Below are 23,639 nucleotides of genomic sequence, written 5' to 3'. Positions count from 1 at the left end.
GGTCTGGAAAACCTGCAACTTTTTTAAGGGGTGGCGATAATTTGGCCCTGGGTATCCATCACCATAATGTCCCACTGGCCGTCCTGGGCCACTTCAAAGGCAATGCGATCGCCGTTGGCATTGATGACGGGATTCCTCGTGTCGGCGGCCAAATCCGCAGTTAAATTACGCTTCTGCTCCGTTTGGCGATCGTAGAGCACAATATCAGTTTTGCCCTGGCGACTGAGGGCAAAGACAATGTAACGTCCGTCTTCGGTAATGCTGGGATGACTAGCCACCTGGTCGAGGGCGTTGAGGCGGGGTAGGGTTTCCAGGCGGTTATTTTGGAGATTGTACAGATAAATGCCCTGGGTGCCGTTGCGGTCGGAGGTAAAGACCAAAAAGGGATAGGTTACCTGGGGAAAAATCTCTTCGGAGGCACTGTTGACACCCCGGCCACTGCGGTCAAAGGAAAGGCTCAGATAACGGGGATAGCCACAGCCCCCCAATAAAAACGCCAAGCCCGCCCAAGTCAAAGACTGCTTGAGCAAGTTAGCGATTGTTTGGAGGTAAAGTCGGGGAGGCGGGGTATCCATATCCCTTCTATTTTCCCACCTTGACCCTAGTTAATACGATGCAGTTGAGAGGGAACTAAAATTCCCGCACCGTGGGTTGACCGTCAATAATTTCCCCTACCAAAATTACGTCCGCTACCCCCACAAACAGCCCGTTTTCCAACACACCGGGGAGATTGTTAATGGTTTTTTCCAACTCCGCTGGGTCGGCAATGGCATCAAATTTAACGTCAATGACGAGGTTGCCTTGGTCGGTGACAACGGGGCCAGCTTTTTTAATCCCCATGCGTAGTTCGGGCTTACCACCCAATTTAGCCAAAGCCCGCATTACGGGGGTCAGGGCCATGGGAATCACTTCCACCGGCAGTAAAAAGGTGGAACCCAATTTGTCAACCAACTTGCCACTGTCCACCACGACTAGAAAAGTTTCCGCCAGGGCATCGACAATTTTTTCCCTCGTGTGGGCGGCCCCTCCTCCTTTAATTAAATTTTTCTGGGGGTCAACTTCATCCGCTCCGTCGATGGCAATGTCAATGCGGTCAGCCACATCCAACGTCGTCAGGGGAATGCCATATTTACGGGCCAATACTTCCGCCTGAAAGGAGGTGGGAATGCCCACTACATTTTCCAATTCTCCTTTTTTGAGGCGATCGCCAATGAATTCTAGGGCATAGGCGGTGGTGGAACCGGTGCCCAAACCGACAATGGTGTTGGACTTAACCCGGTCAGCGGCGGCTTTCCCCACTGCTTGTTTCATCAAGTTGGCCGCATCTAGCTCAGCCATAAAAATTTAACCTCCGTTATTTTGTCTTTTAAATTTTTTAATTAAATTGGGTCATTAACCTAAACGTGGGGCAAAATCCTATTTCCCCAATTACCTAGGTTTTATTGAAACTCTATGGTTTTTTTGATTAGCCCTAGCCAAGGGAAAACTGTCCGGCGATCGCCGAAATTTGTACGGTGCCAAAACCCTCAAAATGGTTCTGGTCAGGAAAGAACCGTGGGCCTACTGGGCCGCTGTCAATTTTTCCTTCAGTTGGGCCAACTGGTCTGCCCAGCGGGGGTCGGGCTGGAAACCTTCAGAAGCAGTGCTAGTATTGGCACTGGCCCCTGCCGCTTTTTTATTACTCCGTTTTTTATCGGTGCGGGGTTGCTTGGTTTTTTCTCCACTGGCCGCCGGAGTTTCACTGCCTCCTTCTTCGTCATCCTTGGAGCGGGGGTTAGCCTTTTCGATTTTTAAAGGGCTGTCCATAAAGGATTGGCCATTATATTTCTCGATGAATTCATCCGCCGCTTCGTCAGTGGAAACCGTTACAAAAGCAAATCCCCGGCATTTACCCGTTTTACGGTCTTTGATAACTTTGGTGGAAACAACAGCATTGGCTTCTGCAAATACTTCCTGTAGTGCTTCCCGCTCAATGGATTCTTTGGGTAGGTTACCGACGTAAAGACGAATGGACATGATGTAAATACCTCCGGGGATATTTTCTGTAGGAGAAATTGCTTGGGCAAAGGGCCCTGTTGGATATTAAAAAAGTTGACTATTGACTAGCGGGCTAACAGTTAACCAAGTTGACGATAATACTAGACACCAGGCCATGGGGACAGTCCCGTCCGTCCCGGTTACTTTTCTTAATAATATCGGCTATTGTCCTCAAAACCAAACAGTTCGGCCCTCTGCAGTGATGCCAATGGGAGTTAATAACGGGGAATGGTGGCATCAATCACACGGGAATAGGCATCAATTCCCCCCACTACGTTTTTAACTTTACTAAAACCTTGATCCACTAACCAGTGGGCCATTTGGTCTGAACGGATGCCATGGTGGCAAAGCACAACAGTTTCCTGGTCAGATTTGTATCGTTCTTGAATAGTATCAGACCAGTGGGCAAACTCGCTCAAGGGCAGGGTTTCAAAGCCTGGCAGGGCCGCAATTTCCACCTCATGGGGTTCCCGCACATCAATCAATTGGCGATCGCCGTTGGGGTGAGCCAACATCAGGGCTAAGTCCTGAACAGAAATTTCGATGGGCATGGAAGTCATACGCAGTGGGGTGAGAATGTAGGTGAAAAAAAGTTGGCATCAAGGGCGGGGAGTTTGCCCTAGAATTTGCTCATTGAGCTGTCTGATTTGAGTGCCAGGATAATAAAAAGCTAAGATTTGTTCCGCCGACCATCCCAACTGGGATAGCTTATAGGAGCCAAATTGACTCATGCCGACCCCATGGCCAAAGCCTCCCCCAACGAAAAAGACGCTTTGGAGTCGCTGGTTAGCATCGTAGGTGGGTTCCAGGTAGAACAGGGTACTGCGGGGAGGACCAAAGGCACTGCGGGCTTCGTTTTTAGCCAATTCCACCACGCCTTTATCGGTCAGCACCTCCAGCATTAAAATTCTCCCCGATGGCGATCGCCTAGTGACCTTCATATCGTAAATGGTGGTGAAATCCGCCAGGGGATGGCGCCGGTTGGTCAGATACTTTTTCAGATCCTGATTCAATTCCGCCAACGTAGATGGGTAGCGCCAGCGCAGAAACTTCCGCCCCGTTTCGTTAAATCCTTCCTTGAGGTTGATAAATTTACGGAAAGTCGCTTCATCGGCCAGGCTTTGGTTGGACAAATTCCAAATGGGCTGGGCCGAGTCGATGACTGCCTGGAGATAGGGCCGCTCTTCCCCATTCCAGACATCGCTAAACTTGGCCGTCACCCCCCCCGCCGTAGAGGAATAAAGGGCATCCACCAATTGATTGTTATAGGTTAAAACCTGCCCCGCCGTCTCCCTAATCGCCTCATCGGCCCTGGGGCTAGTGCCACTTAAACCGTAGTAAACCTGGCAGTGGGTGGTGGCACACAACTCGTAACCATCGGCGGCAAAACGACGCCGGTTTTGGAGGGCATAGGTGCGGGCAATGATGGTTTGGGCTTTGGCCGCAGTGGGGGGGGCACCGGGGCCAATTTCATGGGGCACCACACCCCGGAGATAGGTTTCCAGGGGCACATGGTTAACCAATGTGTAATTGCCGTAGGAGTTGGGCTGGAGTTGCAACCAACCGCCATAGACAAATTTTTTCTCCCCTTCCGTAACTTGAATTTGATTTTTGGCGGCGGTGATGGTCAGTTGGTCGGCGGGGTAACTTTGACCATTGATCACCACCATGGCCTGGGGCTTACTGTCCAATAGTACACTTTCCAGGTAGGGCAATTGATAACCCTGCTTTTTTAAATCTGCCAGCAACCAACGGCGCACCAGGGGACTGTCATATACGTCCCGTTTGGCCCACACTTGCCAACGCCCTGGTTGGGTAACTTCCACTGCAATACCTTGAGCTTGCCAGCGGAGGGCATCGTCCTCTGCCGTTTCAAAGGTGGCATGGTCCCCCAGCACCAATACTTCCGCCAATTTCCTCGCCACGGCCCGGCGGCTAATGGCAATGGTGCCCTGTTTGCTCTGGAGGGTGACCTTTTCTCCTTGGTTATTAACTGCGGTAAAGGTTAAGTCATCGTTGCCCACCCCGCTGATGGTGAGTTGGTCTCGGTCTTCGTCCCCAAAGCGTTGGACTACCCCCACCTGGAGCAGAACATCCTTGGCGAGGCTGGGTAAAGCTCCTCCAGCTACTAAACCCAGGGCGATGACGAAGCCACCCACACTTTGGACAGCAACCTTCAGTAAGTTACGGGGGGGGGAAATAAACATAAACAATCAACGGCGATCGATATTGGCTAGGGGATCAAAGGCAATCTAGCATCCTAACCTATCATTTTTGCTCCGTTATCTGGGGGTCAGGGGGACAGTGGCCCAGGGCTAACACCGATCGCCAAAGGGTTTGTGTTATTTTGGGGGAACTGTGTAAACAGCCTCCCGTACCGGCATTTTTCTTCACTTTGCCCTGCTGGAGACTGGGACCGTCAAAGTTTTTCTGAATGGCGATCGACCTATGGCAATGGATTTACCCCTCAGGTTAAGCAATGCTCCCTCATTGGGCCAGGTATTCACTCCGGTCAATGTGGCTATTTTGAGTTCCCTCGGCATCCATGGCTTTATTTTGGGCTTGGCTTTACCCCATTGGCAATGGCAAGAACCCACTGGGGACGACCTGGCAGACCGCAATCCTGTGGGGGTGATCGAATTAACTCCGGCGGAACAAAGTCGTTTACCAGAAACAGATATTTTTTCCGGCAGTGCCTTGTTTCCCACTGCTCCCGGTGGCAGTGACCCCGGCACCATTCCCGCCGACCCCAATTTGCCCACTCCCACCAGTGGTGACTATAACTATTCTCTGCCTCCGGGCCCGGGCATTATGCCGCCGCCGCCGGCCATGCCCAATTTACCGGCTTACCCCAATTTGCCGCCTTTAACCAGCTATGGCAATTTGAGTCGTTTGCCCATTACCAATCCCCCCATTCCGTCCCTACCCCAGTTACCTTCCCCTAGGCAAATTCCCCGACCCCCCGGCCTATTTGCCCCCAATCCAGACCAGGGAATGAATCCCCTAGGCCCCGGCCCCAACCGACCTGATTTTGGCACGCTGCCCCCCTCCCAGGGCACCGGCTTTATCACCAGGGCTCCCCAGGGCATTAATCCTGCCCAGCAACCGGGTTTGACGGCGGAGGGAGAAGACACTTCCCCGGAAAGACTGCGGGAAAATACCTTGGTTTCCATTGCCCAGCAGGGCCAAGCTTTAAAAGCGAAGGACACCATTAGCGGCGCCTATCCCCCCATTGCCTGTCGCAGTCGTACAGAAGCAACAGTGGTCTATAACGTTTTTCCCAGTGGGCAGAAGGATCTGGTGGGGCGCTCCCGCTACCCCGTTTTCAATCAGCTAGCTGAACAGGCGATCGCCAACCGTAGTTATGGTGAACCTACCCAGGTGACGGTTTCCTTTAAGTATGACGCCGAGATTTGTGGGGGCATGGACCAATTCATTCCCGCCGGTGGAGAAACAACCAATCCATCGATGCCGGCTGTCCCACCGCCTTCCCAGGTAACTCCGGCCCCCACGGTTAGCCCAGCCCCTGGCATGGCGCCCTCTCCGGAACCAGTGCGCCCCCGACCAACAACGCCACCGGTTAGTCAGCCCCAAGCAACTCCGACACCGGCAGTGCGACCTTCCCCTATTCCCGATGCCCCAGCCCCCCGGCGACAACCGGCCACCCCGGCCCCCAGTGCCCCTCCGGTTAACGTGGCTCCACCGCCTACCCGTTCTGTTCCCGCCCCGGCACCTGTCCCTACGGTTAGCCCAGCCCCCAGTTCCAGCCAACCCTCTTTGCCAAAAACGAAGGGAGAGATGTTACTACAACAAAATCAGGCTCCATCTATCGTGCCGCCCCAACCCAATGGTGATGCGGGGGCAACAGAGGCGGAAACCCAGAGCCAAGTTCCTAGCTCCAACAATGGTATGCCTGGCCCCATCCAGTCCAAGAAGTAGGCGTAATAAACAAGCCACCGGAGAGAACAATCACAATTAGCTAGGCAGTGATGGTGGACTTAGGACAAGCAGGGGAAAGTTTGGTGGCGGCTTGGCTGGAACAACAGGAGGCAAAAATTTTGCAGCAACGCTGGCGATCGCCGTGGGGGGAAATTGATCTGATTGCCCATTTTCCGGTAACAATGATGCTGGCCTTTGTGGAGGTAAAAACCCGTAGCAGCGGCAATTGGGACCAGGGCGGCTTACTGGCGGTTAATGGCCGCAAACAGGAAAAACTCTGGCAAACGGCCAACCATTTCCTTGCCACTCAGCCCCAGTGGAGTGATTTTAACTGTCGCTTTGACGTGGCGATCGTTTTTTGCCAGGGCAGATCAGGGGACGTGGGGGATAGGGACCTACGTTTACCTGCCAATTTAAAACTGGGTCAAAGCTTTTACTGGCAGGGTTATCGTCTCCGGTTAGAGCAATATTTAACCAATGCTTTTGGATCTTAGCAAGAGGCGGAGAAAATTCAGACTCAGCTACTCTGCAAACGCCTTCTTAGATAATCCAAAGCCTGGCAAGCGCTCAAGTATCTGATCCATTCCCGACCCCGGCGATCGCCAAATTGCAACAAAATATGACTAGTGTGACCGGCGGGATCCGCTAGGCCAACGTACACGGTGCCGACGGGTTTTTGCTCTGTACCACCACCGGGCCCAGCAATGCCAGTAACCCCAATGCCCCAATCAGTACCCAACCTTTCCTTCACCCCCAGGGCCATGGCCTCCGCTGTAGCCTCACTGACGGCTCCACAATATTCAATAATTTCCGGATCCACCCCGAGCAGTTTAATTTTCACCTGGTTATCGTAGGCAATTACTCCGCCCCAAAAGTAGTCGGAACTGCCTGGTTGGTCGGTCAACAGAGCACCTAAGCCACCACCAGTACAGGACTCCGCCACTGCCACCGTTTCTCCCCGTTGCCGCAATAGGGTTCCCACCACCGACGCGATAGTATCTTCATCCTCACCGAAATAATCTAAACCGGCGATCGCCTTAATTTGATCCACCACCGGATCGATAATTTCCCGGGCCAGGGCCTCGGAGGACGCAGCACAGGAAACCCTCAAACGCACCTCCCCTTTACCTGCGTAGGGAGCCACGGTGGGATTGGTCAAATTGAAAAAATCCGTTACTTTCTCCGCCAGGGACGATTCCCCAATGCCCCGAAAGCGCAGTACTCGGCTGTAAATACTAGTTTGTCCCCAGCCCTGACTTCTGAGGTAGGGCACCGCTACCTCCTGCCACATCTGGTGCATTTCCGAGGGGACTCCAGGGAAAGTCAAAATTAACAAGTCCGGTTGGGGATGCCAAATCATGCCAGGGGCCGTTCCCGTTTCGTTGGCCAATACCTCTGCCCCCACTGGCAGTAAAGCCTGCTTGCGATTATTGGCTGCCATGGGTCGCCCCGTCTGGGCAAATTTTGCCTCAATGTCGGCGATGACGGCAGCGCTTTCCTGCAAGGTCGTCTGGAAAAAATCTGCGATAGTTTCCGTCGTTAGATCGTCCGGGGTCGGCCCCAGGCCTCCAGTAAAAATGAGAATTTGAGCTCGTTTCTGAGCAATGGCGATCGCCTGTTTGATACGCTCTGGGTTATCCCCTACCACCGTTTGGAAATAGTGGGGAATGCCAAGGCGGGCCAATTCCTGGGCCAGGTATTGACTGTTGCTATTGAGGATTTCCCCTAGCAATAATTCGGTGCCAACGCAGATAATTTCAGCCGCCATGGAATAAGCCTGTCAACAAGTTAACGTCAATGCCGCCCTGCCATGTCCAAAAACTGCCTAGGGGATAGGCCAGATTGGATTAATTGGAGTAAATTTGAGTGTTTTTATTCAGCGAGGGAATGCTTTAGCAGCCTTAAATTTATGTCCCACTCCCCCCACTAAAAATCCGGCAATATCTGACCAAATTTAGTGGGGCTTCCTCCCTGGAAAAATTAATAGAAATTGGGTTGATGACGAATCAAATTTAAAAACTCTTCCCGGGTTTTTTGCTCATCTTGGAAAGAACCGATCATGGCACTGGTAACTGTCCAGGAACCTGGTTTTTGAACACCACGCATCACCATACACATGTGGGTTGCTTCCATCACCACCGCTACCCCCCGGGGATCGAGAATTTCCTGTACCGCCTCGGCGATCTGCCTGGTGAGGCGCTCCTGCACCTGCAAACGACGGGAAAACATTTCCACAATGCGAGCTAACTTGCTGAGACCCACTACTTTTTGATTGGGAATATAGGCCAGGTGAGCCTTACCCATAAAGGGCAACATGTGGTGTTCACACAAACTGAAAAAGTCAATGTCCCGCACCAAAACCATTTCATTATGGCCTTCGTCAAAAATAGCGCCATTAACCAATTTTTCTAAGGATTGGTCATAGCCTTGGGTCAAAAACTGCATTGCTTCCGCCACCCGCTTGGGGGTTTTTAGCAAGCCTTCCCGTTCCGGATCTTCTCCCACCGACTCCAGCATGATGCGCACGGCATCCATCATTTTTTCTTTATTCAACTCAACATTTTCGGTGTGGTATTTCACCTCTTGCCCATTGTGGGTATTACGGTCAGGTAGGGAGGAAACTTGATTCACTAATTTGCCGGTGTTCATGCCGTTATTGATGGGATGGGAAGAAGCAATGGTCACAATAAATTGGAGGTTATGGGTGTATTTGTTAGCCCTAATGCCCCAAGCGCCTTGATTGTATCGAATGATGCAGTCTCTAAAATTGTATCCGTAAAAGACCTCCGCACCGTCGATGGGTCGTAATCAGAGCCGGACTAGGCACGTCTCTGGAGGCGGATCCCTGGGGGCAGTAGCAAAAAGATTAGGATTTCATTAAGAAATGTAACAATGAGTCTCCCAAATCATACCATGCCCCCACCGCCCGGGGGGTCAACATTGATGACTTTGCCCTGTTACAGTGTCAATGACAGGATGACTTTTTTACATTGGTGTAGGTGATGGTCCATGGCGACACAGATCATTGAGATTCTTTCCCCGGAGGAAATCCGGCGTACCCTGACCCGTTTGGCTTCCCAAGTAATTGAGAAAAATGGTGACCTGTCGGAGTTAGTGTTACTGGGTATCTACACCAGGGGCGTTCCCCTCGCCCATCAGTTAGCTCAGCAAATTGAAATGTTGGAGCAGGTTAAGGTCCCCGTCGGGGCGATCGATGTTACCCTTTACCGGGACGATTTAAAACGGATTAAAACCCGTACTCCCGCCAAAACAAAAATTCCCCTCAGTTTAACGGGCAAAAGGGTGGTGTTGGTGGATGACGTGATTTATAAAGGTCGCACCATCCGGGCGGCCCTCAATGCGGTGACGGAGTATGGTCGTCCCCAGGTGATTCGTTTGTTGACCTTGGTGGACCGGGGCCATCGGGAGTTGCCCATCCATCCCGATTTTGTTGGTAAAACCCTGCCCACGGCGGCGGAGGAACAGGTGAAAGTGTATCTACAGGACCCCGACGGCCGCGACACAGTGGAATTGATCAAGGGTTAAGTGTGAGCAGTGATGGAAGCTTTTTTGGTGATTGGGCTGCGTTCCTGTTTGCGGCTTTTCGGTGCGTTTTGGATTTTTGGTGGTTTTTTGACCCTACAGGCGGCCAGGGAATCTTTATCCCTAGATCAAGCCCTGGAGGCGATCGCCATGGAGAAACAGGACCGGTTACTGAGTTATTTCCTCTTGTTGGGCGGTCTTTTCACCCTGACTACGGGAATGGGGTTGGTTTTAGCCAGTCGCTTGGTTTTTATCCCTTTAACCCTGTCCATTATTTCCCAGTTGGTTTACTTTGGGCTGCAAAAACGCCGCTTTAGTCGGGCTAAAACTGCGGAAGAAAGGGAAGATGCCCAGGTACAACCGGCCACTGTTAATGCTTTTAAGACTTCTTGCCTGGTGGCGATCGCCTGCGGCATTGGTTGGATGGTGGGGTCGCTTAAATAGGGTCAAGGCCGGGATTTTTGGTCAATAAATCCGGATATGGGAGCGGGTTCCGATCGCCGATAAAGCCTATACAATGATTGGGATCGAAATCCCCATCACGTCTCGGACAGTTTTACCTATGCCACGCCGCAACGACTTAAACAAAATTATGATTTTGGGGGCTGGCCCCATTGTTATTGGTCAAGCTTGCGAATTTGACTATTCGGGCACCCAAGCGTGTAAGGCGTTAAAGGAAGAAGGCTACGAGGTGGTGTTAGTCAACTCCAACCCGGCGTCGATTATGACTGACCCGGAATTAGCCCACCGCACCTACATTGAGCCGCTGATCCCGGAGATTGTGGAAAAAATTATTGCCAAGGAAAGACCGGATGCGGTGTTACCGACCATGGGGGGACAAACGGCGTTGAATTTGGCCGTCTCCCTATCCAAATCCGGGGTGTTGGAAAAATATGGGGTGGAATTAATCGGTGCTAAGTTGCCGGCGATCGAAATGGCGGAGGACCGGGATTTATTCAAACAGGCCATGGCCCGCATTGGGGTGCCGGTCTGTCCTTCTGGCATTGTCAACAACATGGATGATGCCCGGCGCATCGCCGCAGAAATTGGTTCCTACCCCTTAATTATTCGCCCCGCTTTCACCCTAGGGGGCACCGGAGGGGGCATTGCCTACAACCAGGAAGAGTATGAAGAAATGGCCCAGTTTGGCCTGGACCAATCCCCCATGTCCCAAATTTTGGTGGAAAAATCCCTGCTGGGTTGGAAGGAATACGAGCTGGAGGTGATGCGGGATTTGGCCGATAACGTGGTCATCATCTGTTCCATTGAAAACTTTGATCCCATGGGGGTCCACACGGGGGACTCGATCACCGTGGCTCCAGCCCAGACTTTAACTGATAAGGAGTATCAACGACTGCGGGACTATTCCATTGCCATCATTCGGGAAATTGGCGTGGAAACGGGGGGATCGAATATTCAGTTTTCCGTTAACCCAGCCAATGGGGACGTGATTGTGATTGAAATGAATCCCCGGGTGTCCCGCTCTTCAGCCCTGGCTTCCAAGGCTACTGGGTTTCCCATTGCCAAATTTGCGGCTAAGTTGGCGGTGGGCTACACCCTCAACGAAATTTCCAACGACATTACTAAGAAGACCCCGGCTTCCTTTGAGCCCACCATTGATTACGTTGTTACCAAAATTCCCCGCTTTGCCTTTGAAAAATTCCCCGGCTCCGAACCGATTCTCACCACCCAAATGAAATCCGTTGGGGAAGCGATGGCGATCGGCCGTACTTTCCAAGAATCTTTCCAAAAGGCTTTACGTTCCCTGGAAACAGGACGATTTGGCTTTGGTTGCGATCGCCATGAGACTTTGCCCACCCTTTCCCATCTCCGTTCCCAGTTGCGGACTCCCAACCCAGATCGGGTCTTTTCTTTGCACCATGCCTTGAACCTGGGTATGACCGTGGAGGAAATCCATGAGCTAACGGCGATCGACCTCTGGTTCCTGGACAAATTGGAGGACTTGGTCAAAACGGAAAAATATATGAAACAACGGGGTTTAAAAGACCTCACCGCTGCCGATCTGCGCTACATCAAACAACAGGGCTTTGGCGATCGTCAGATAGCCTTTGCCACCAAAACCACCGAAGACGAAGTGCGGGCCTACCGTAAATCCCTGGGCATCACCCCCGTATATAAAGTGGTAGACACCTGTGCGGCGGAATTTGAAGCTTTTACTCCCTACTACTATTCCACCTACGAACCGGAGGAATGCGAAGTGCTGCCCTCCGACAAGCCCAAAGTAATGATCCTCGGTGGTGGCCCCAACCGCATTGGCCAAGGGATTGAATTTGACTACTGCTGTTGCCACGCCGCCTTTTCCCTTAGTGATGCGGGCTACGAAACCATCATGGTCAACTCCAACCCTGAAACCGTTTCCACCGACTACGACACGAGCGATCGCCTCTATTTTGAACCGCTCACCAAGGAAGATGTTTTAAATATCATCGAAGCGGAAAATCCGGCGGGTATCATTATCCAATTTGGCGGCCAAACCCCTCTCAAACTGGCGGTGCCCCTGCAGCAATATCTCCATAGCCCCGATTGCCCAGTGCAGACCAAAATCTGGGGCACTTCTCCCGACTCCATCGATACGGCCGAAGACCGGGAGCGTTTTGAAAAAATTCTCCACGAGTTGAATATCAACCAACCACCCAACGGCATTGCCCGGGATTACGAAGAATCCAGAGTAGTGGCCAACCGCATTAGTTATCCCGTCGTAGTGCGGCCTTCCTATGTGCTAGGGGGACGAGCCATGGAAATCGTCTATTCCGACGAAGAATTGGAACGGTACATGACCTATGCGGTGCAAATTGAGCCGGATCATCCCATTTTGATTGACAAATTTTTAGAAAATGCCATCGAAGTGGACGTGGACTCCCTCACCGACAAAACCGGCAAAGTGGTCATTGGCAGCATCATGGAGCACATTGAAGAAGCTGGTATCCACTCCGGGGACTCCGCCTGTTCCATTCCCTACACCAGCCTTTCCGAGGGGGTACTAGCCACCATTCGCCAGTGGACCGAACAATTGGCAAGAGCTTTAAAAGTGGTGGGTTTGATGAACATTCAATACGCTGTGCAAGGGGAACAGGTTTATATCCTGGAAGCTAATCCCCGGGCATCCCGCACTGTGCCCTATGTAAGTAAAGCCACCGGCCGTCCCCTGGCTAAAATTGCCTCGCTGGTCATGTCCGGCAAAACCCTAGAAGAACTGGGGGTAACGGAGGAATTTATTCCCCAGCACGTAGCCGTTAAGGAAGCGGTGCTCCCCTTCAGTAAATTTCCTGGAGCAGACACTTTGTTGGGGCCAGAAATGCGTTCCACCGGGGAAGTGATGGGCATTGACAGCGACTTTGGCAAAGCCTTTGCTAAGGCCGAGCTGGGAGCGGGGGTAATTTTAGCTACCACCGGAACGGTATTTGTGTCCATGAGTGATCGCACCAAAGAGGCGGCTGTGCCCGTGGTTAAAGACTTAATGGATCTAGGCTTTAAAGTGGTGGCCACAGCCGGTACCCAAAAAGTTTTGCAACAGCATGGCATTGAAGGGGTAGAAGTGGTGCTCAAACTCCATGAAGGTCGCCCCCATGTCATCGACTGGATTAAAAATGGCCAAATCCAATTTATTATCAACACCCCCAGCGGCGAGGAATCCCAGTTAGATGGCCGCACCATTCGCCGGGCTGCCTTGGATTACAAATTACCCATTATCACCACGATCGCCGGCGGAAAAGCCACCGTGGCCGCCCTCCGCAGTCTGCAGGACCACCCCCTTGATGTGAAGGCATTGCAGGATTATTTGGGCTAATTTGTTAAGTTAAATAGGATGGGCTCAATCAACGAACCAGTTTATTTAACTTATTTCTGAATACAGTAAAAAGGTAGAGCAATGTCTTTAACCGCCGTAGCCAAAAGCCTCTATGAAGAAGATTATCTCCTTTGGTTAGAAACGACCTTGGAGCAGCTTAAATTACGCCAAGTTGAGCAAATAGACTGGGATAATTTAGTAGAGGAAATCGAAGGTTTGGGCATTCAGCTACGCCATAAAGTTGATAGCTATCTGCGACAGTTGCTAATTCATCTACTCCTCTATCGCTATTGGACAACAGAACGGGAAAATTCCGGTCGGGGCTGGCGTGGTGAAATCGGGAACTTCAGAGATGAATTGGAGAACCTGTTAGAGTCAAAAACTCTTTACAATTTTTTTCTCACCCGCATTGATTTGATGTATCTCAAAGCAAGAAGACGAGCCATCGACAAAACAGGGTTAGCAGCCCAGATTTTTCCTGAAAATTGCCCGTTTTCAGTGACGGAATTATTGGATCCAGATTTTTACCCCGACGCTGCAACTACCGACTGAATAAACCACATCTAAATGCCTTATGGTGTTTTTTCTTTGGGTTACGAGTCGCTAGGTGCGGAAATTTTTCCCAGATTGAATGAATGAAGATTAATGTCTAAAAATTTGGTAGCCTAGCAAAGCTGGGGGTTCACATTTTAGTAGGCGTTGCCCCTTAGTTTTGTCAAATTTTTCGATGGTGTTATGGAAGTAGACGGCATTTGGTTGCGGTTAATCTGGTTGGACTATCGCTTGGCGGTCATCGTTTCTGTGTTTATCCCCCTGGTGCTGGTCATTTGGTCGGCCTTTAAACGGGTGGATGCCATCAATCGTTTGTTAATCATCTATTGGCGGGTGGCCAGCCTGTTGATGGTAACGGTCTATCTCCTAATTCCTGGCTGGTCCTTGGCTTTCTTCACTGGTTTTGCCGCCCGTTGTCTAATTCCGATTAGTTTGTGGTTTTGGGTGGACCTCAATGACGAAATCAAGGATTTACCCCCTTCCCCTTTGAAATTGGCCACCACCACTTGGCGTTGGGCCATCACCATTTTTTCCTGCTTTGCCATCTTGGTAAATATTCCTTTCCTTTCCTGTGGGCTGAATGGCATTGGTGGAGCGGAAAGTTTCTGTCAGGTTTGGCTCCAGCCGCCCCTCCATTACAAGGCTTGGTTCCACGCCAATTCCAACACTGGTTTCCTTGGCTTTTTGGGCATTATTGGCCTGGTGGCCTATGTGATGTATTTCCTCTCTTTCCTAATTTTTCGTCTGGGCCGTCAAGGGCGATCGGCTCTGGACCATTAAGGCCATTGTCCCGGTTAAAGCCGTGAACATTTTCCTCTGGGCTTTGCTGTTCGTTCCCCACGGTTGCCCCGTTCTGAAAAATAACTAAAGTAACTGCATCGTTAACGTCTAACCCATGGTTGTTTCCCCTAGCGTTTCTGCCCTCCCCACCCTGGCCCACAATGCCCGCCAAGCGGCTCTCCATTTAGGCACCCTCAGCACCGCCGAACGGAATCAGGCGATCGCCGCCATAGCTGATGGTCTAACGGCCGCCATGCCAGAAATTTTGGCTGCCAACCAGGAAGATTGTGCCGCGGCGGAAGCCATGGGCATTGCTAAACCCCTTTATAACCGCCTGCTGTTGGGGGAAAGTAAGCTCAAAAGCACCATTGCCGGGGTGAAAGATGTGGAGCATTTACCCGATCCGTTGGGCCAAGTTACCCTCCATCGACAATTGGATGAGGGTTTGGTGTTAAAACGGGTTGGTTGTCCCCTGGGGGTGTTGGGGGTGATTTTTGAGGCGCGCCCGGAGGTCCTGATCCAAATCAGTAGTTTGGCGATCAAATCCGGCAATGCAGTCATTCTCAAAGGAGGTCGGGAAGCCACCCGTTCCTGCCAAGTTTTGACTGAAGTTATTCAAACCGCTTTGGCTAAGACTGCCGTCAAACCAGAGGCGGTTAACTTGCTCACCACCAGGGAAGAAATTCGGGGCCTGTTGGTCCTAAACCAGTATGTGGATTTGATTATTCCCCGGGGTTCCAACGAATTTGTCCAATATATTCAACAAAATACCCAGATTCCCGTGTTAGGCCACGCCGATGGCATTTGTCACCTTTATCTGGATGCCCAGGCTGATTTGGCGAAGGCCATTGCCGTAACAGTGGACGCAAAAACCCAATATCCCGCCGCCTGCAATGCCATTGAAACCCTTTTGGTCCACCAGGCGATCGCCGCTGAATTTTTACCACCCTTGGCCCGGGCCCTAAAGGAAAAAGGAGTTAGTCTGCGGGGAGATGGTGAAACGCAAAAGTTTATTGATTGTGAACCCGCCACCGCAGCAGATTGGCGCACCGAGTACAGTGATTTGATCCTCGCCATCAAAATTGTGGATTCCCTTGAAGCGGCGATCGATCACATTAACCAGTACGGTTCCAAGCACACCGATGGCATTATCAGCGAAGATTTGGCCGTAGCAGAACAGTTTTGTCAGCGGGTAGACGCCGCCGGGGTTTACCACAATTGTAGTACCCGTTTTGCCGACGGTTTCCGCTATGGATTTGGGGCGGAGGTGGGCATCAGCACCCAGAAAATGCCTCCCCGGGGCCCGGTGGGTTTGGAGGGTTTAGTCACCTATAAATATCAACTGTGGGGCCATGGTCAGATCGCGGCCACCTATACCGGCCAGGGGGCCAAAGCTTTTACTCACCTTGACCTTTAGTCACATCCCATTGTCCTGGTTCCAGCCCATGGGAGGGAATAATTAACAAAGGTTGACGGGACGTTTGAACATTCTGGGTAGCTATGTTATCCTTTCCCCCATTCTTGGCTAATTGGATCGTCCCCATGCTACAAATTTCCGACCTGAATGTGTATTACGGAGAAAGTCATATTTTACGTAATGTGGACATGTCCATCGCTCCGGGGCAGATGGTGTGTTTGATCGGACGCAACGGGGTTGGTAAAACTACTCTACTTAAAACCATTATGGGACTGCTTTCCCCCCGCAGTGGTTATGTGGTTTATGGCGATCGCCAGTTGAATTCTGTGCCGACGGATAAACGGGCCCGTTTAGGCATTGGTTATGTGCCCCAGGGCCGGGAAATTATTCCCCGCTTGACAGTGCAGGAGAATTTACTGCTGGGATTGGAAGCCTGTGCGGATAAAAGTCAACGACAAAAAGGCATTCCCGACGAAATTTTCGAGCTTTTTCCTGTGCTCAAAACTATGCTTTCCCGCTGGGGTGGGGACTTGAGTGGTGGTCAGCAACAACAATTGGCGATCGCCAGGGCCTTGATGGGTCAACCCAAACTATTGCTGTTGGATGAACCGACAGAGGGCATTCAACCGTCCATCATTCTGGAAATTGAAGCGGCGGTGAAACGGATTATTGCGGCCACAGGCATTTCCGTTCTTTTGGTGGAACAGCATTTACACTTTGTCCGCCAGGCTGATCGTTACTATGCCATGCAAAAGGGAGGCATTGTAGCTTCCGGGGAAACCCAAACCTTGAGTCAGGAGGTTATCCAAAAATTCTTGGCTGTTTGATTGTATTTTCCAACCTATTTTGGGGAGGAAAATGGCAGAGATCACTTTAATCCCGGTGCTAAGCTGAGAAAGCAGTGAATGGTGCAGACAATTATGGATTCTCTAACAGAAATATTGGAAATTAAACTACAAAAATGGCAACCAGACATAGCCACCCAAGTTCGAGAGAAAATCAGAGAAATAATTGAACTAGCCGATCAAGATGCCCTAGATATTCTTCGCTCCCGAGCAATCGAACAAGAGGTATTAGATTTACTCGATGAATCCTAAACCTGGTGACGTTTGGCTTGTTGACTTAGGCATAGCCGCAAAGACTCGTCCCGTTGTTGTGGTATCTCGTTATGACACAAATCCTCCACGAGCTTTAATTATCTATGTCCCACTAACCACCCAATATCGACACAGTCAGTATGAAGTTTCTTTACCAAAACTAAGCTTTCTGAAACAAGACTCTTTTGCGAACACTCAGGGCTTAGGATCTATTCCAAGGACAAGACTAGATCGGAAATTGGGTGAATTATCAAGTGAAACCTTACAAAAGATAAGACAAGCGATAATTTTTGCGTTGGGTTTGGAGTAATAATCAAGGACTTGATCAGCGCAGATCGTTACTATGCCATGCAAAAGGGAGGCATTGTGGCTTCTGGGGAAACCCAAACCTTGAGTCGGGAGGTTATCCAAAAATTTTTGGCGGTTTAAGATTTCCGGATTTTCCTCCATTGACCGATTAATGGTATTTTTTCGGGTGTCGTAACCCTAAAGAGGAATTTGATCTGTGAACGTGATTCCCACGGCGATCGCCGATGTGTTGGTTTTAGAGCCCAAAGTCTTTGGCGATGAACGGGGTTTTTTCTTTGAGAGTTACAACGACAAAGTTTTCCAGCAGGCCGTGGGCATAGACCCCCATTTCGTGCAGGATAACCATTCCTTTTCTCGCCAGGGAGTACTGCGGGGGTTACATTACCAAATCCAGCATCCCCAGGGAAAACTAGTGCGGGCTGCCCGGGGAGAGATTTTTGACGTGGCAGTGGATCTGCGCCGCAATTCTCCCAGTTTTGGCCAGTGGGTGGGTTATGTTCTCAATGACCACAATAAAAGACAGCTATGGATTCCCGCCGGTTTTGCCCACGGTTTCGCCGTCCTTTCCCCAGAGGCAGAAGTGCTGTATAAGGCCACGGATTACTATGCGCCGACCTATGATCGCACCTTACTGTGGAATGACCCGGCCATCGGCATTGACTGGCCCTTACCTACTCCGCCCCTGTTATCTCCCAAGGATCAACGGGGTCTTCCCCTAGCCGAAGCGGAGGTGTTTGATTTTTCCGGACCTCCTCTTTCCTGAGTTGCCCAAAGGTTTGCTCAGAGGAATGAAGGCGTCCTTCGCCGCAACCTTAAGGAGAAGGGGGCAAAATGTCAGCTTTCCCCGTTCCCTGGCCGAATTTTTGCCGGAGCCATTGCCAGACTTTTTCCAGTAATTGTTCTAGGCCGTACACTAGGCGGTCAAGCCATTCCAAGCACCAAACCAAAACGTGTTTGTCATAACCCAAACTCTGGGCCTGGGTTTCAATCCAATCAAAGGCAGTTTCCAAATTCTGGGGCGATCGCCGCTGGTCGGCCATTTGCCCGCTGGAGTGAAGCAATTTTCCTTTTGGTTTAATTTCCCCTTGATCAGACAAAACTTTTTCATCTAAACCCCAATTCTCCTCCAGCCAGGGATCTTGCACCACCATCCCAGGGGCACCAGGGGAAACGGAATTGACTAAGGCAGATTTTTGCCGGCCAGGGCGTTTACTGCGACGGCGGCTAGGGGCGATCGCCTGGGAATGATTACCGGGCACCGACAAGGCAAGATTGTGGGGGTTTTCAATGGTGTCTTCTGTCCATTGCTCAACGGTATGGGCTCCAGCGGATGAGCCACTGTCTTGACCCAATAGAGGCGTAACCATGGCGGGCATGGGTAAATCGGCAAACAATTCTTCCCAAGCTAACCAAGGACTTGGCGGTTCCCCTGGCAAGGCAGGGTTATTTCTCCCTTCTCTTCCCAGGGATGGGGCTGAACTACTGCCCTGGGGACCAAAAAAGTAGGCGATCGCCGCTTGGAGAATCACTTTCAACTCAAACGGGTCTGGGGCACTGGCGGGATGGCGATCGGGATTGAATAATTGCTCCAGGGTTTGTTGTACCCGGTGCTGTAAATCTTGCCCTAGATGTTGCACTGTGGGGGGCAACACCTCCACAATTTGCTGGGACAGTTGCTGCGATTTAACTACAGTGGCTTCAATAACTGGTTGTTGCCCCAAGTTTTTCAGATGCCGATTGGTTTGCCCCAGCCAATCTTTAAGGCCTGCTAGATTAGCCTGGACGGTATTAGTTGGAACAATGGCCGTAGATGAAGGTAAAGCGGGTCTGGTTTGCCAACGGTAAATGCCCTGCCAGAGCCAATCCAGGGGGGCAAGTACCTTTACCCTCTGTTCTCCTTGCCCATTGTTATCACTGCCGCTAATTAGAGGGATACCCCGCCATTGTTTGGCCTGCAAAGCCCATTGCCGACGACGTTGACAATGCCATTGGGCCAACTCCCGCCGGATTTGTTGTTGCAATTGTTGCTGTTGCTCCGGGGAAAACACATCCAGAGTTAAATTGTCTTTGGTGGTCAGCACTAAACGGCGATCGCCACAACGGGAAGCTAAACCTTGAATGACAATGGCATCGTTACCAGAGCGAAAAATATTTTTTACCTGTTCACCAAATTTAGCTAGTGGGGACGGATTATTGCTGGGGGGTAAAGCCGGTTTTTCTGGCTGGGCGGGTAAAGCTAGGTCTTGGTTATGAACGGAAAGGTTATCTTCCCCAAGGGATTGATGATCAATTAAAGCGGGGAAATCTTGAGCTAAAACTAAACCCTGACTTGTTTGGTTCACCTCAACATGGTCAAACCAAGCTTGCAGGGAAGTAAGTACCGTTGCAATGGGTTGGTCAGCGGCGATCGCCAAAGCTCCCCTATCCTCGGAATTAACCTTGTCTTCATCCAGGCCGGGGGGTAAAGCCCTTCTCTCCTGATTCCCCTCGCCCCCTAACACAGGCCCCAACCACTTTTCTGGATGTAGCAGCCAGTAAAAGGGATACATTAAAGCCTGGACGCCCCATTCCGCCGCCACCCGCAGATGACGCACCGTTTCCCCCAGGCGATCGCGCAACCGTTGGGATTGGCGATTGAGATTGGTAAAAAGACGACTCTTGTAGGGGCCGCGGGAACTAGACATGGAAACTACCGATTACCAATGGAATGGTCACAATGCTCAAAGACCAGAGTGATCAGATTGTGTTCTATCCTACCCCGACTAGATGGGGCTGACCGACTTCGCTTAGAATCTACCATGGGGTGTAAACCTGCCCTCCATTCCACCTACTGCAAATTGTACTATGGTTTCAGAACGCATTTTGCCTGAATTGAACACCGCAGAAATTTCCCTGGACCGAGAAACGGCCCTAGTCCTTTACGAAGACATGGTCCTGGGTCGCTTCTTCGAAGATAAATGCGCTGAAATGTATTACCGGGGCAAAATGTTTGGTTTTGTCCACCTCTACAACGGCCAGGAAGCGGTGTCCTCCGGCATCATCAAGGCCATGCGCCAGGATGAAGACTATGTTTGCAGTACCTACCGAGACCACGTCCATGCCCTTAGTGCCGGGGTCCCAGCGAGGGAAGTAATGGCGGAACTGTTCGGCAAAGAAACCGGTTGCAGTCGGGGGCGGGGTGGTTCTATGCATCTATTCTCCTCGGCCCATAATCTGCTGGGGGGATTTGCGTTTATTGGGGAAGGGATTCCCGTGGCCCTGGGAGCGGCTTTCCAAACCAAGTACCGCCGGCAAGTTTTAAAAGATGACAGTTACGACCAAGTCACGGCCTGCTTTTTTGGGGATGGCACCAGCAATAACGGTCAATTTTTTGAATGCCTAAACATGGCTGCCCTCTGGAAATTACCCATTCTGTTTGTGGTGGAAAACAATAAATGGGCGATCGGCATGGCCCATGAGCGGGCTACTTCCCAACCGGAAATTTACAAAAAAGCCAGTGTGTTCAATATGGCCGGAGTAGAAGTGGACGGCATGGATGTGGTGGCAGTCCATAAGGTAGCAACGGAAGCGGTGGCTAGGGCCAGGGCCGGGGAAGGGCCGACGTTGATCGAAGCGTTGACTTATCGTTTTCGGGGCCACTCCCTAGCGGATCCCGATGAACTTCGGTCTGCGGAAGAAAAACAATTTTGGGCCGCCCGGGACCCCATTAAAAAATTTGCCGCCTTCATAACGGAACACGAGTTGGCCAGCAATGAAGAGTTAAAGGAAATTCAAAAACGCATTCAAGGGGTGATTGATGATGCGTTAACCTTTGCGGAGTCTAGTCCCGAACCGAATCCCGAAGATCTGAGGAAATATATTTTTGCCGACTAACTCCTGTTGTTAGGATTTCGGAGTACCTGTCCCTGCCGCCGTAACGTGTATTCACGTATATTAAATGTATAAACGTCGTGCAGGGCGATCGCCAAAATGATCACACAAAGAATCACCAAATGGGGAAATTCCCTAGGCATTCGACTTCCTCAATCCATTGTCCAGCAATTTGGCTGGAAAGAAGGGGAACAGGTTGCCATTACGGCGAAAGACGAACAAGTTATTCTGTCTTTAGCCCGACCAAAATATAGCCTGGCAGAGTTACTCGATGGGGCCCAACCGGAAAACCAACACGCCGAAGTTGATTGGGGGAATGCCCAAGGGGAAGAGTCTTGGTAAAGATTAGCGGCATCGTTCCCAAACGGGGCCATATCATTTTTCTGGAGCTTAATCCCCGCGTTGGTAGTGAACAATCGGGCGATCGCCCAGCCTTGGTTATTTCCCCCACAGACTATAACCGCATTTCCAGACTTACCCTGATTTGCCCCATTACTAGCAGGATCAAGGGCTGGCCTTTTGAGGTTAAACTTCCCCCCGACTTAAAAATCCAAGGGGTGATTTTGGTAGATCAAGTGCGAGCGGTGGATTGCCAAGCCAGAAATGCGAGAATTGTAGAAGAAGTTCCTCCGAAAACCATGATGGAAGTCTTGGCCCGATTAGAAACCTTGGTAGGCTTGTCGTAATGCGATAATTACACCTATGACAAAAAAGTGGGACACAAACCCCCTCCTTCAGAACGATTGGAAGATGCCAATCTAACGATCAAACAGGCTCCGAGAGAAGGTTAGATAATTCGGTCGCAGTTTGGGAGAATGGAATGGTCAGCCGTTGGAGCTTGCAGATAATCTTGCGGCCAACGAGTTGATTGAGTATTTTTTCCCACCCCCTGTGCATGGAATCTAAGTTGCTAAGTGCAAATCAAGGCTTTGGCCCGGTTTTAAGAAATTCCCGCTTTTTGTTTCTCTGGGTTGGTCAAATCTTTTCCCAGTTGGCCGATAAGTTTTATTTAGTTTTGATGATTGCCCTGATCGCCAACCATTACCAGGCGGAAAATCAGTCCATCAGCGGTTGGGTGTCGGCCATTATGATCGCCAATACCATTCCAGCGGTGCTATTTGGTTCCCTGGCGGGGGTTTACGTTGACCGTTGGCAAAAAAAACAGGTGTTGGTGATTAGCAATTTTTGTCGGGGCCTTTTAATTTTGCTGTTGCCTTTCCTCCTCTGGGTCGGCGATCGCCATGATATCAATCTGCCGGTGGGATGGTTGCCTAGTTTTCTGCGTCGTTGGCAAACAGAAGAACATCAGTATTTTGCTTTGCCATTGGGTTTTGCGATTTTGTTGGCGGTTACCTTTGCGGTGTCCACCCTGACCCAGTTCTTTGCCCCAGCGGAGCAATCGGCCACGCCCTTGGTGGTGCGACGGCGGAATCTATTGGCGGCCAATTCCCTCACCACCCTGACCATGATGGGGGTGTTGATCATTGGTTTTGCCATCGGGGAACCCCTGCTTACCTTGGCGGATAGTCTTTTTCCCCAGGCTGGAGATGTGGGACCAGTGCTGGTAGTGGCGAGTTGTTACTTGGTGGCGGGCATTGTCTTGCTAATGCTGAAAACGGGGGAAAAACAGGCCGATCCCGATTTGGTTCACCCCCACGTACTGAGTGATATTCAGGATGGCATCCGTTATCTCCAGGAAAATCATCGGGTGCGCAACGCCCTGATTCAGTTGTTAATTTTATTTTCCATTTTTGCCGCCCTATCCGTGTTAGCGGTGAGTATGGCGGCCCATCTGCCCGGGTTGAAGGCTTCCCAATTCGGCTTTTTGCTAGCTTTTGGTGGTTTGGGCATGGCGATCGGGGCCCTGAGCATTGGCTACATTGGCCAGCGGTTTTCCCCCACGGAATTGGCCCTCTGGGGCTCCCTGGGTATGGGGGTTTGTCTAGCAGGATTGGCCTTGTTTGACCACAGTTTAGTGCTGACTTTTGTCACCATCACCATCATGGGTTTTTTCGCCGCCATGGTGGGGGTACCGATGCAAACGTTGATGCAGGTGGAAACGGACCCGGAATTTCACGGCAAAGTATTTGGCTTGGAAAATAATGCCAATAATATCGCCCTGTCTTTGCCCTTAGCCCTAGCGGGGGTGGCGGAAAGCTTATTTGGTCTCACCCCGGTGTTGTTATTTTTGGCCGCGGCGGCGATCGCCGGGGGAGTTTTAAGTTGGTATATCAATGAAAATAGTCCCCCCGTGGCCCCCCGTAAAGCGAAAGGATCTTCATCTTGA

Annotated in this window: 23 protein-coding genes and 1 pseudogene; 16 read left to right on the top strand and 8 right to left on the bottom strand. The window is 51.0% G+C overall.

All coding sequences use genetic code 11. The features are described from left to right. Nucleotides 1-23: 23 nt before the first annotated feature. The 5 genes from H6G45_RS04420 to H6G45_RS04400 all read right to left on the bottom strand — a co-directional run bounded on the left by H6G45_RS04420 (nt 24) and on the right by H6G45_RS04400 (nt 4,244). Nucleotides 24-575 (bottom strand): PD40 domain-containing protein, encoded by a 552-nt coding sequence (locus H6G45_RS04420; protein WP_190596986.1) that lies wholly within the window; start codon nt 573-575, stop codon nt 24-26. A 55-nt stretch (nt 576-630) separates the two neighbouring features. Further along, nucleotides 631-1,338 (bottom strand): ribose-5-phosphate isomerase RpiA, encoded by a 708-nt coding sequence (gene rpiA, locus H6G45_RS04415; RefSeq protein ID WP_190596984.1) that lies wholly within the window; start codon nt 1,336-1,338, stop codon nt 631-633. A 222-nt stretch (nt 1,339-1,560) separates the two neighbouring features. Further along, nucleotides 1,561-2,016, bottom strand: a complete 456-nt coding sequence (locus H6G45_RS04410) for an RNA-binding protein (protein ID WP_190596982.1) — start codon at nt 2,014-2,016, stop codon at nt 1,561-1,563. 236 nt (nt 2,017-2,252) lie between these two features. Further along, on the bottom strand, nt 2,253-2,597 hold the full coding sequence (locus H6G45_RS04405) for a rhodanese-like domain-containing protein (RefSeq protein ID WP_190596980.1): 345 nt from the start codon (nt 2,595-2,597) through the stop codon (nt 2,253-2,255). A gap of 39 nt (nt 2,598-2,636) precedes the next feature. Further along, nucleotides 2,637-4,244: a SpoIID/LytB domain-containing protein gene (locus H6G45_RS04400; protein WP_190596979.1), complete on the bottom strand. Its 1,608-nt coding sequence runs from the start codon at nt 4,242-4,244 to the stop codon at nt 2,637-2,639. A gap of 241 nt (nt 4,245-4,485) precedes the next feature. On the opposite strand from H6G45_RS04400, the gene H6G45_RS04395 reads away from it, so the two are divergent. Further along, nucleotides 4,486-5,976 (top strand): hypothetical protein, encoded by a 1,491-nt coding sequence (locus H6G45_RS04395; protein WP_242018040.1) that lies wholly within the window; start codon nt 4,486-4,488, stop codon nt 5,974-5,976. 50 nt (nt 5,977-6,026) lie between these two features. Further along, entirely contained in the window at nt 6,027-6,470 is a 444-nt protein-coding gene (locus H6G45_RS04390; protein ID WP_190596977.1) for a YraN family protein, read from the top strand. Nucleotides 6,471-6,493: 23 nt separating this feature from the next. On the opposite strand, the gene H6G45_RS04385 is transcribed toward H6G45_RS04390, so the two are convergent. Continuing rightward, a complete protein-coding gene (locus H6G45_RS04385; protein ID WP_190596975.1) occupies nt 6,494-7,744 on the bottom strand; it encodes a competence/damage-inducible protein A in 1,251 nt (416 codons plus the stop codon). Nucleotides 7,745-7,956: 212 nt separating this feature from the next. Then, complete coding sequence (gene folE / locus H6G45_RS04380) at nt 7,957-8,661, bottom strand: GTP cyclohydrolase I FolE (protein WP_190596973.1); 705 nt, start codon at nt 8,659-8,661, stop codon at nt 7,957-7,959. A gap of 324 nt (nt 8,662-8,985) precedes the next feature. On the opposite strand from folE, the gene pyrR reads away from it, so the two are divergent. The 10 genes and pseudogenes from pyrR to rfbC all read left to right on the top strand — a co-directional run bounded on the left by pyrR (nt 8,986) and on the right by rfbC (nt 18,245). Then, nucleotides 8,986-9,522, top strand: coding sequence for a bifunctional pyr operon transcriptional regulator/uracil phosphoribosyltransferase PyrR (pyrR, locus tag H6G45_RS04375; RefSeq protein ID WP_190596971.1), 537 nt, complete (start codon nt 8,986-8,988; stop codon nt 9,520-9,522). Between the two features lie 12 nt (nt 9,523-9,534). After that, nucleotides 9,535-9,963, top strand: coding sequence for a hypothetical protein (locus tag H6G45_RS04370; protein WP_190596970.1), 429 nt, complete (start codon nt 9,535-9,537; stop codon nt 9,961-9,963). Nucleotides 9,964-10,081: 118 nt separating this feature from the next. Next, entirely contained in the window at nt 10,082-13,327 is a 3,246-nt protein-coding gene (gene carB, locus H6G45_RS04365; RefSeq protein ID WP_190596968.1) for a carbamoyl-phosphate synthase large subunit, read from the top strand. 81 nt (nt 13,328-13,408) lie between these two features. After that, the gene (locus H6G45_RS04360; protein WP_190596967.1) at nt 13,409-13,879 is read left to right on the top strand and encodes a DUF29 domain-containing protein; all 471 of its coding nucleotides are present in this window, start codon (nt 13,409-13,411) and stop codon (nt 13,877-13,879) included. A gap of 183 nt (nt 13,880-14,062) precedes the next feature. After that, a complete protein-coding gene (locus H6G45_RS04355; protein ID WP_190596966.1) occupies nt 14,063-14,659 on the top strand; it encodes a DUF3177 family protein in 597 nt (198 codons plus the stop codon). A 115-nt stretch (nt 14,660-14,774) separates the two neighbouring features. Continuing rightward, nucleotides 14,775-16,076, top strand: a complete 1,302-nt coding sequence (gene proA, locus H6G45_RS04350; protein WP_190596964.1) for a glutamate-5-semialdehyde dehydrogenase — start codon at nt 14,775-14,777, stop codon at nt 16,074-16,076. A 125-nt stretch (nt 16,077-16,201) separates the two neighbouring features. After that, nucleotides 16,202-16,903, top strand: coding sequence for an urea ABC transporter ATP-binding subunit UrtE (gene urtE, locus H6G45_RS04340; protein ID WP_020862100.1), 702 nt, complete (start codon nt 16,202-16,204; stop codon nt 16,901-16,903). A gap of 93 nt (nt 16,904-16,996) precedes the next feature. Then, nucleotides 16,997-17,173: a hypothetical protein gene (locus H6G45_RS04335; protein WP_190596961.1), complete on the top strand. Its 177-nt coding sequence runs from the start codon at nt 16,997-16,999 to the stop codon at nt 17,171-17,173. Between the two features lie 330 nt (nt 17,174-17,503). Continuing rightward, nucleotides 17,504-17,602 (top strand): annotated as a pseudogene (locus H6G45_RS04325) (ABC transporter ATP-binding protein); the annotation flags it as partial. A gap of 76 nt (nt 17,603-17,678) precedes the next feature. Then, nucleotides 17,679-18,245 carry a dTDP-4-dehydrorhamnose 3,5-epimerase gene (rfbC, locus tag H6G45_RS04320; RefSeq protein WP_190596958.1) on the top strand — a complete coding sequence of 189 codons (567 nt, stop codon included), beginning with the start codon at nt 17,679-17,681 and terminating at the stop codon, nt 18,243-18,245. A gap of 49 nt (nt 18,246-18,294) precedes the next feature. On the opposite strand, the gene H6G45_RS04315 is transcribed toward rfbC, so the two are convergent. After that, nucleotides 18,295-20,166, bottom strand: a complete 1,872-nt coding sequence (locus H6G45_RS04315; protein WP_190596955.1) for a hypothetical protein — start codon at nt 20,164-20,166, stop codon at nt 18,295-18,297. A 160-nt stretch (nt 20,167-20,326) separates the two neighbouring features. Between H6G45_RS04315 and pdhA the strand changes: the two genes are divergently transcribed. The 4 genes from pdhA (at nt 20,327) to H6G45_RS04295 (ending at nt 23,639) form a co-directional block, all read left to right on the top strand. Then, complete coding sequence (pdhA, locus tag H6G45_RS04310) at nt 20,327-21,355, top strand: pyruvate dehydrogenase (acetyl-transferring) E1 component subunit alpha (protein WP_190596953.1); 1,029 nt, start codon at nt 20,327-20,329, stop codon at nt 21,353-21,355. A gap of 96 nt (nt 21,356-21,451) precedes the next feature. Next, a complete protein-coding gene (locus H6G45_RS04305; RefSeq protein ID WP_190596951.1) occupies nt 21,452-21,694 on the top strand; it encodes an AbrB/MazE/SpoVT family DNA-binding domain-containing protein in 243 nt (80 codons plus the stop codon). After that, nucleotides 21,688-22,038, top strand: a complete 351-nt coding sequence (locus H6G45_RS04300) for a type II toxin-antitoxin system PemK/MazF family toxin (RefSeq protein WP_190596949.1) — start codon at nt 21,688-21,690, stop codon at nt 22,036-22,038. The genes H6G45_RS04305 and H6G45_RS04300 overlap by 7 nt, the downstream gene beginning before the upstream one ends. Nucleotides 22,039-22,247: 209 nt before the next feature. Then, nucleotides 22,248-23,639, top strand: coding sequence for an MFS transporter (locus H6G45_RS04295; RefSeq protein ID WP_190596947.1), 1,392 nt, complete (start codon nt 22,248-22,250; stop codon nt 23,637-23,639).

The sequence above is a fragment of the Synechocystis sp. FACHB-383 genome (assembly GCF_014698605.1).
Classification (GTDB): Bacteria; Cyanobacteriota; Cyanobacteriia; order Cyanobacteriales; family Microcystaceae; genus Synechocystis; species Synechocystis salina.
Note: the sequence above shows the minus strand (reverse complement) of the source record. Positions and strands in the feature narration are given on the sequence as shown.

Excerpts from the sequence above, each read along its gene's own strand:
- H6G45_RS04420 (WP_190596986.1), bottom strand. The coding sequence starts at position 575 with ATGGATACCCCGCCTCCCCGACTTTACCTCCAAACAATCGCTAACTTG.
- rpiA (WP_190596984.1), bottom strand. The coding sequence starts at position 1,338 with ATGGCTGAGCTAGATGCGGCCAACTTGATGAAACAAGCAGTGGGGAAA.
- H6G45_RS04410 (WP_190596982.1), bottom strand. The coding sequence starts at position 2,016 with ATGTCCATTCGTCTTTACGTCGGTAACCTACCCAAAGAATCCATTGAG.
- H6G45_RS04405 (WP_190596980.1), bottom strand. The coding sequence starts at position 2,597 with ATGACTTCCATGCCCATCGAAATTTCTGTTCAGGACTTAGCCCTGATG.
- H6G45_RS04400 (WP_190596979.1), bottom strand. The coding sequence starts at position 4,244 with ATGTTTATTTCCCCCCCCCGTAACTTACTGAAGGTTGCTGTCCAAAGT.
- H6G45_RS04395 (WP_242018040.1), top strand. The coding sequence starts at position 4,486 with ATGGCAATGGATTTACCCCTCAGGTTAAGCAATGCTCCCTCATTGGGC.
- H6G45_RS04390 (WP_190596977.1), top strand. The coding sequence starts at position 6,027 with ATGGTGGACTTAGGACAAGCAGGGGAAAGTTTGGTGGCGGCTTGGCTG.
- H6G45_RS04385 (WP_190596975.1), bottom strand. The coding sequence starts at position 7,744 with ATGGCGGCTGAAATTATCTGCGTTGGCACCGAATTATTGCTAGGGGAA.
- pyrR (WP_190596971.1), top strand. The coding sequence starts at position 8,986 with ATGGCGACACAGATCATTGAGATTCTTTCCCCGGAGGAAATCCGGCGT.
- H6G45_RS04370 (WP_190596970.1), top strand. The coding sequence starts at position 9,535 with ATGGAAGCTTTTTTGGTGATTGGGCTGCGTTCCTGTTTGCGGCTTTTC.
- carB (WP_190596968.1), top strand. The coding sequence starts at position 10,082 with ATGCCACGCCGCAACGACTTAAACAAAATTATGATTTTGGGGGCTGGC.
- H6G45_RS04360 (WP_190596967.1), top strand. The coding sequence starts at position 13,409 with ATGTCTTTAACCGCCGTAGCCAAAAGCCTCTATGAAGAAGATTATCTC.
- H6G45_RS04355 (WP_190596966.1), top strand. The coding sequence starts at position 14,063 with ATGGAAGTAGACGGCATTTGGTTGCGGTTAATCTGGTTGGACTATCGC.
- proA (WP_190596964.1), top strand. The coding sequence starts at position 14,775 with ATGGTTGTTTCCCCTAGCGTTTCTGCCCTCCCCACCCTGGCCCACAAT.
- urtE (WP_020862100.1), top strand. The coding sequence starts at position 16,202 with ATGCTACAAATTTCCGACCTGAATGTGTATTACGGAGAAAGTCATATT.
- H6G45_RS04335 (WP_190596961.1), top strand. The coding sequence starts at position 16,997 with ATGGATTCTCTAACAGAAATATTGGAAATTAAACTACAAAAATGGCAA.
- H6G45_RS04315 (WP_190596955.1), bottom strand. The coding sequence starts at position 20,166 with ATGTCTAGTTCCCGCGGCCCCTACAAGAGTCGTCTTTTTACCAATCTC.
- pdhA (WP_190596953.1), top strand. The coding sequence starts at position 20,327 with ATGGTTTCAGAACGCATTTTGCCTGAATTGAACACCGCAGAAATTTCC.
- H6G45_RS04305 (WP_190596951.1), top strand. The coding sequence starts at position 21,452 with ATGATCACACAAAGAATCACCAAATGGGGAAATTCCCTAGGCATTCGA.
- H6G45_RS04295 (WP_190596947.1), top strand. The coding sequence starts at position 22,248 with ATGGAATCTAAGTTGCTAAGTGCAAATCAAGGCTTTGGCCCGGTTTTA.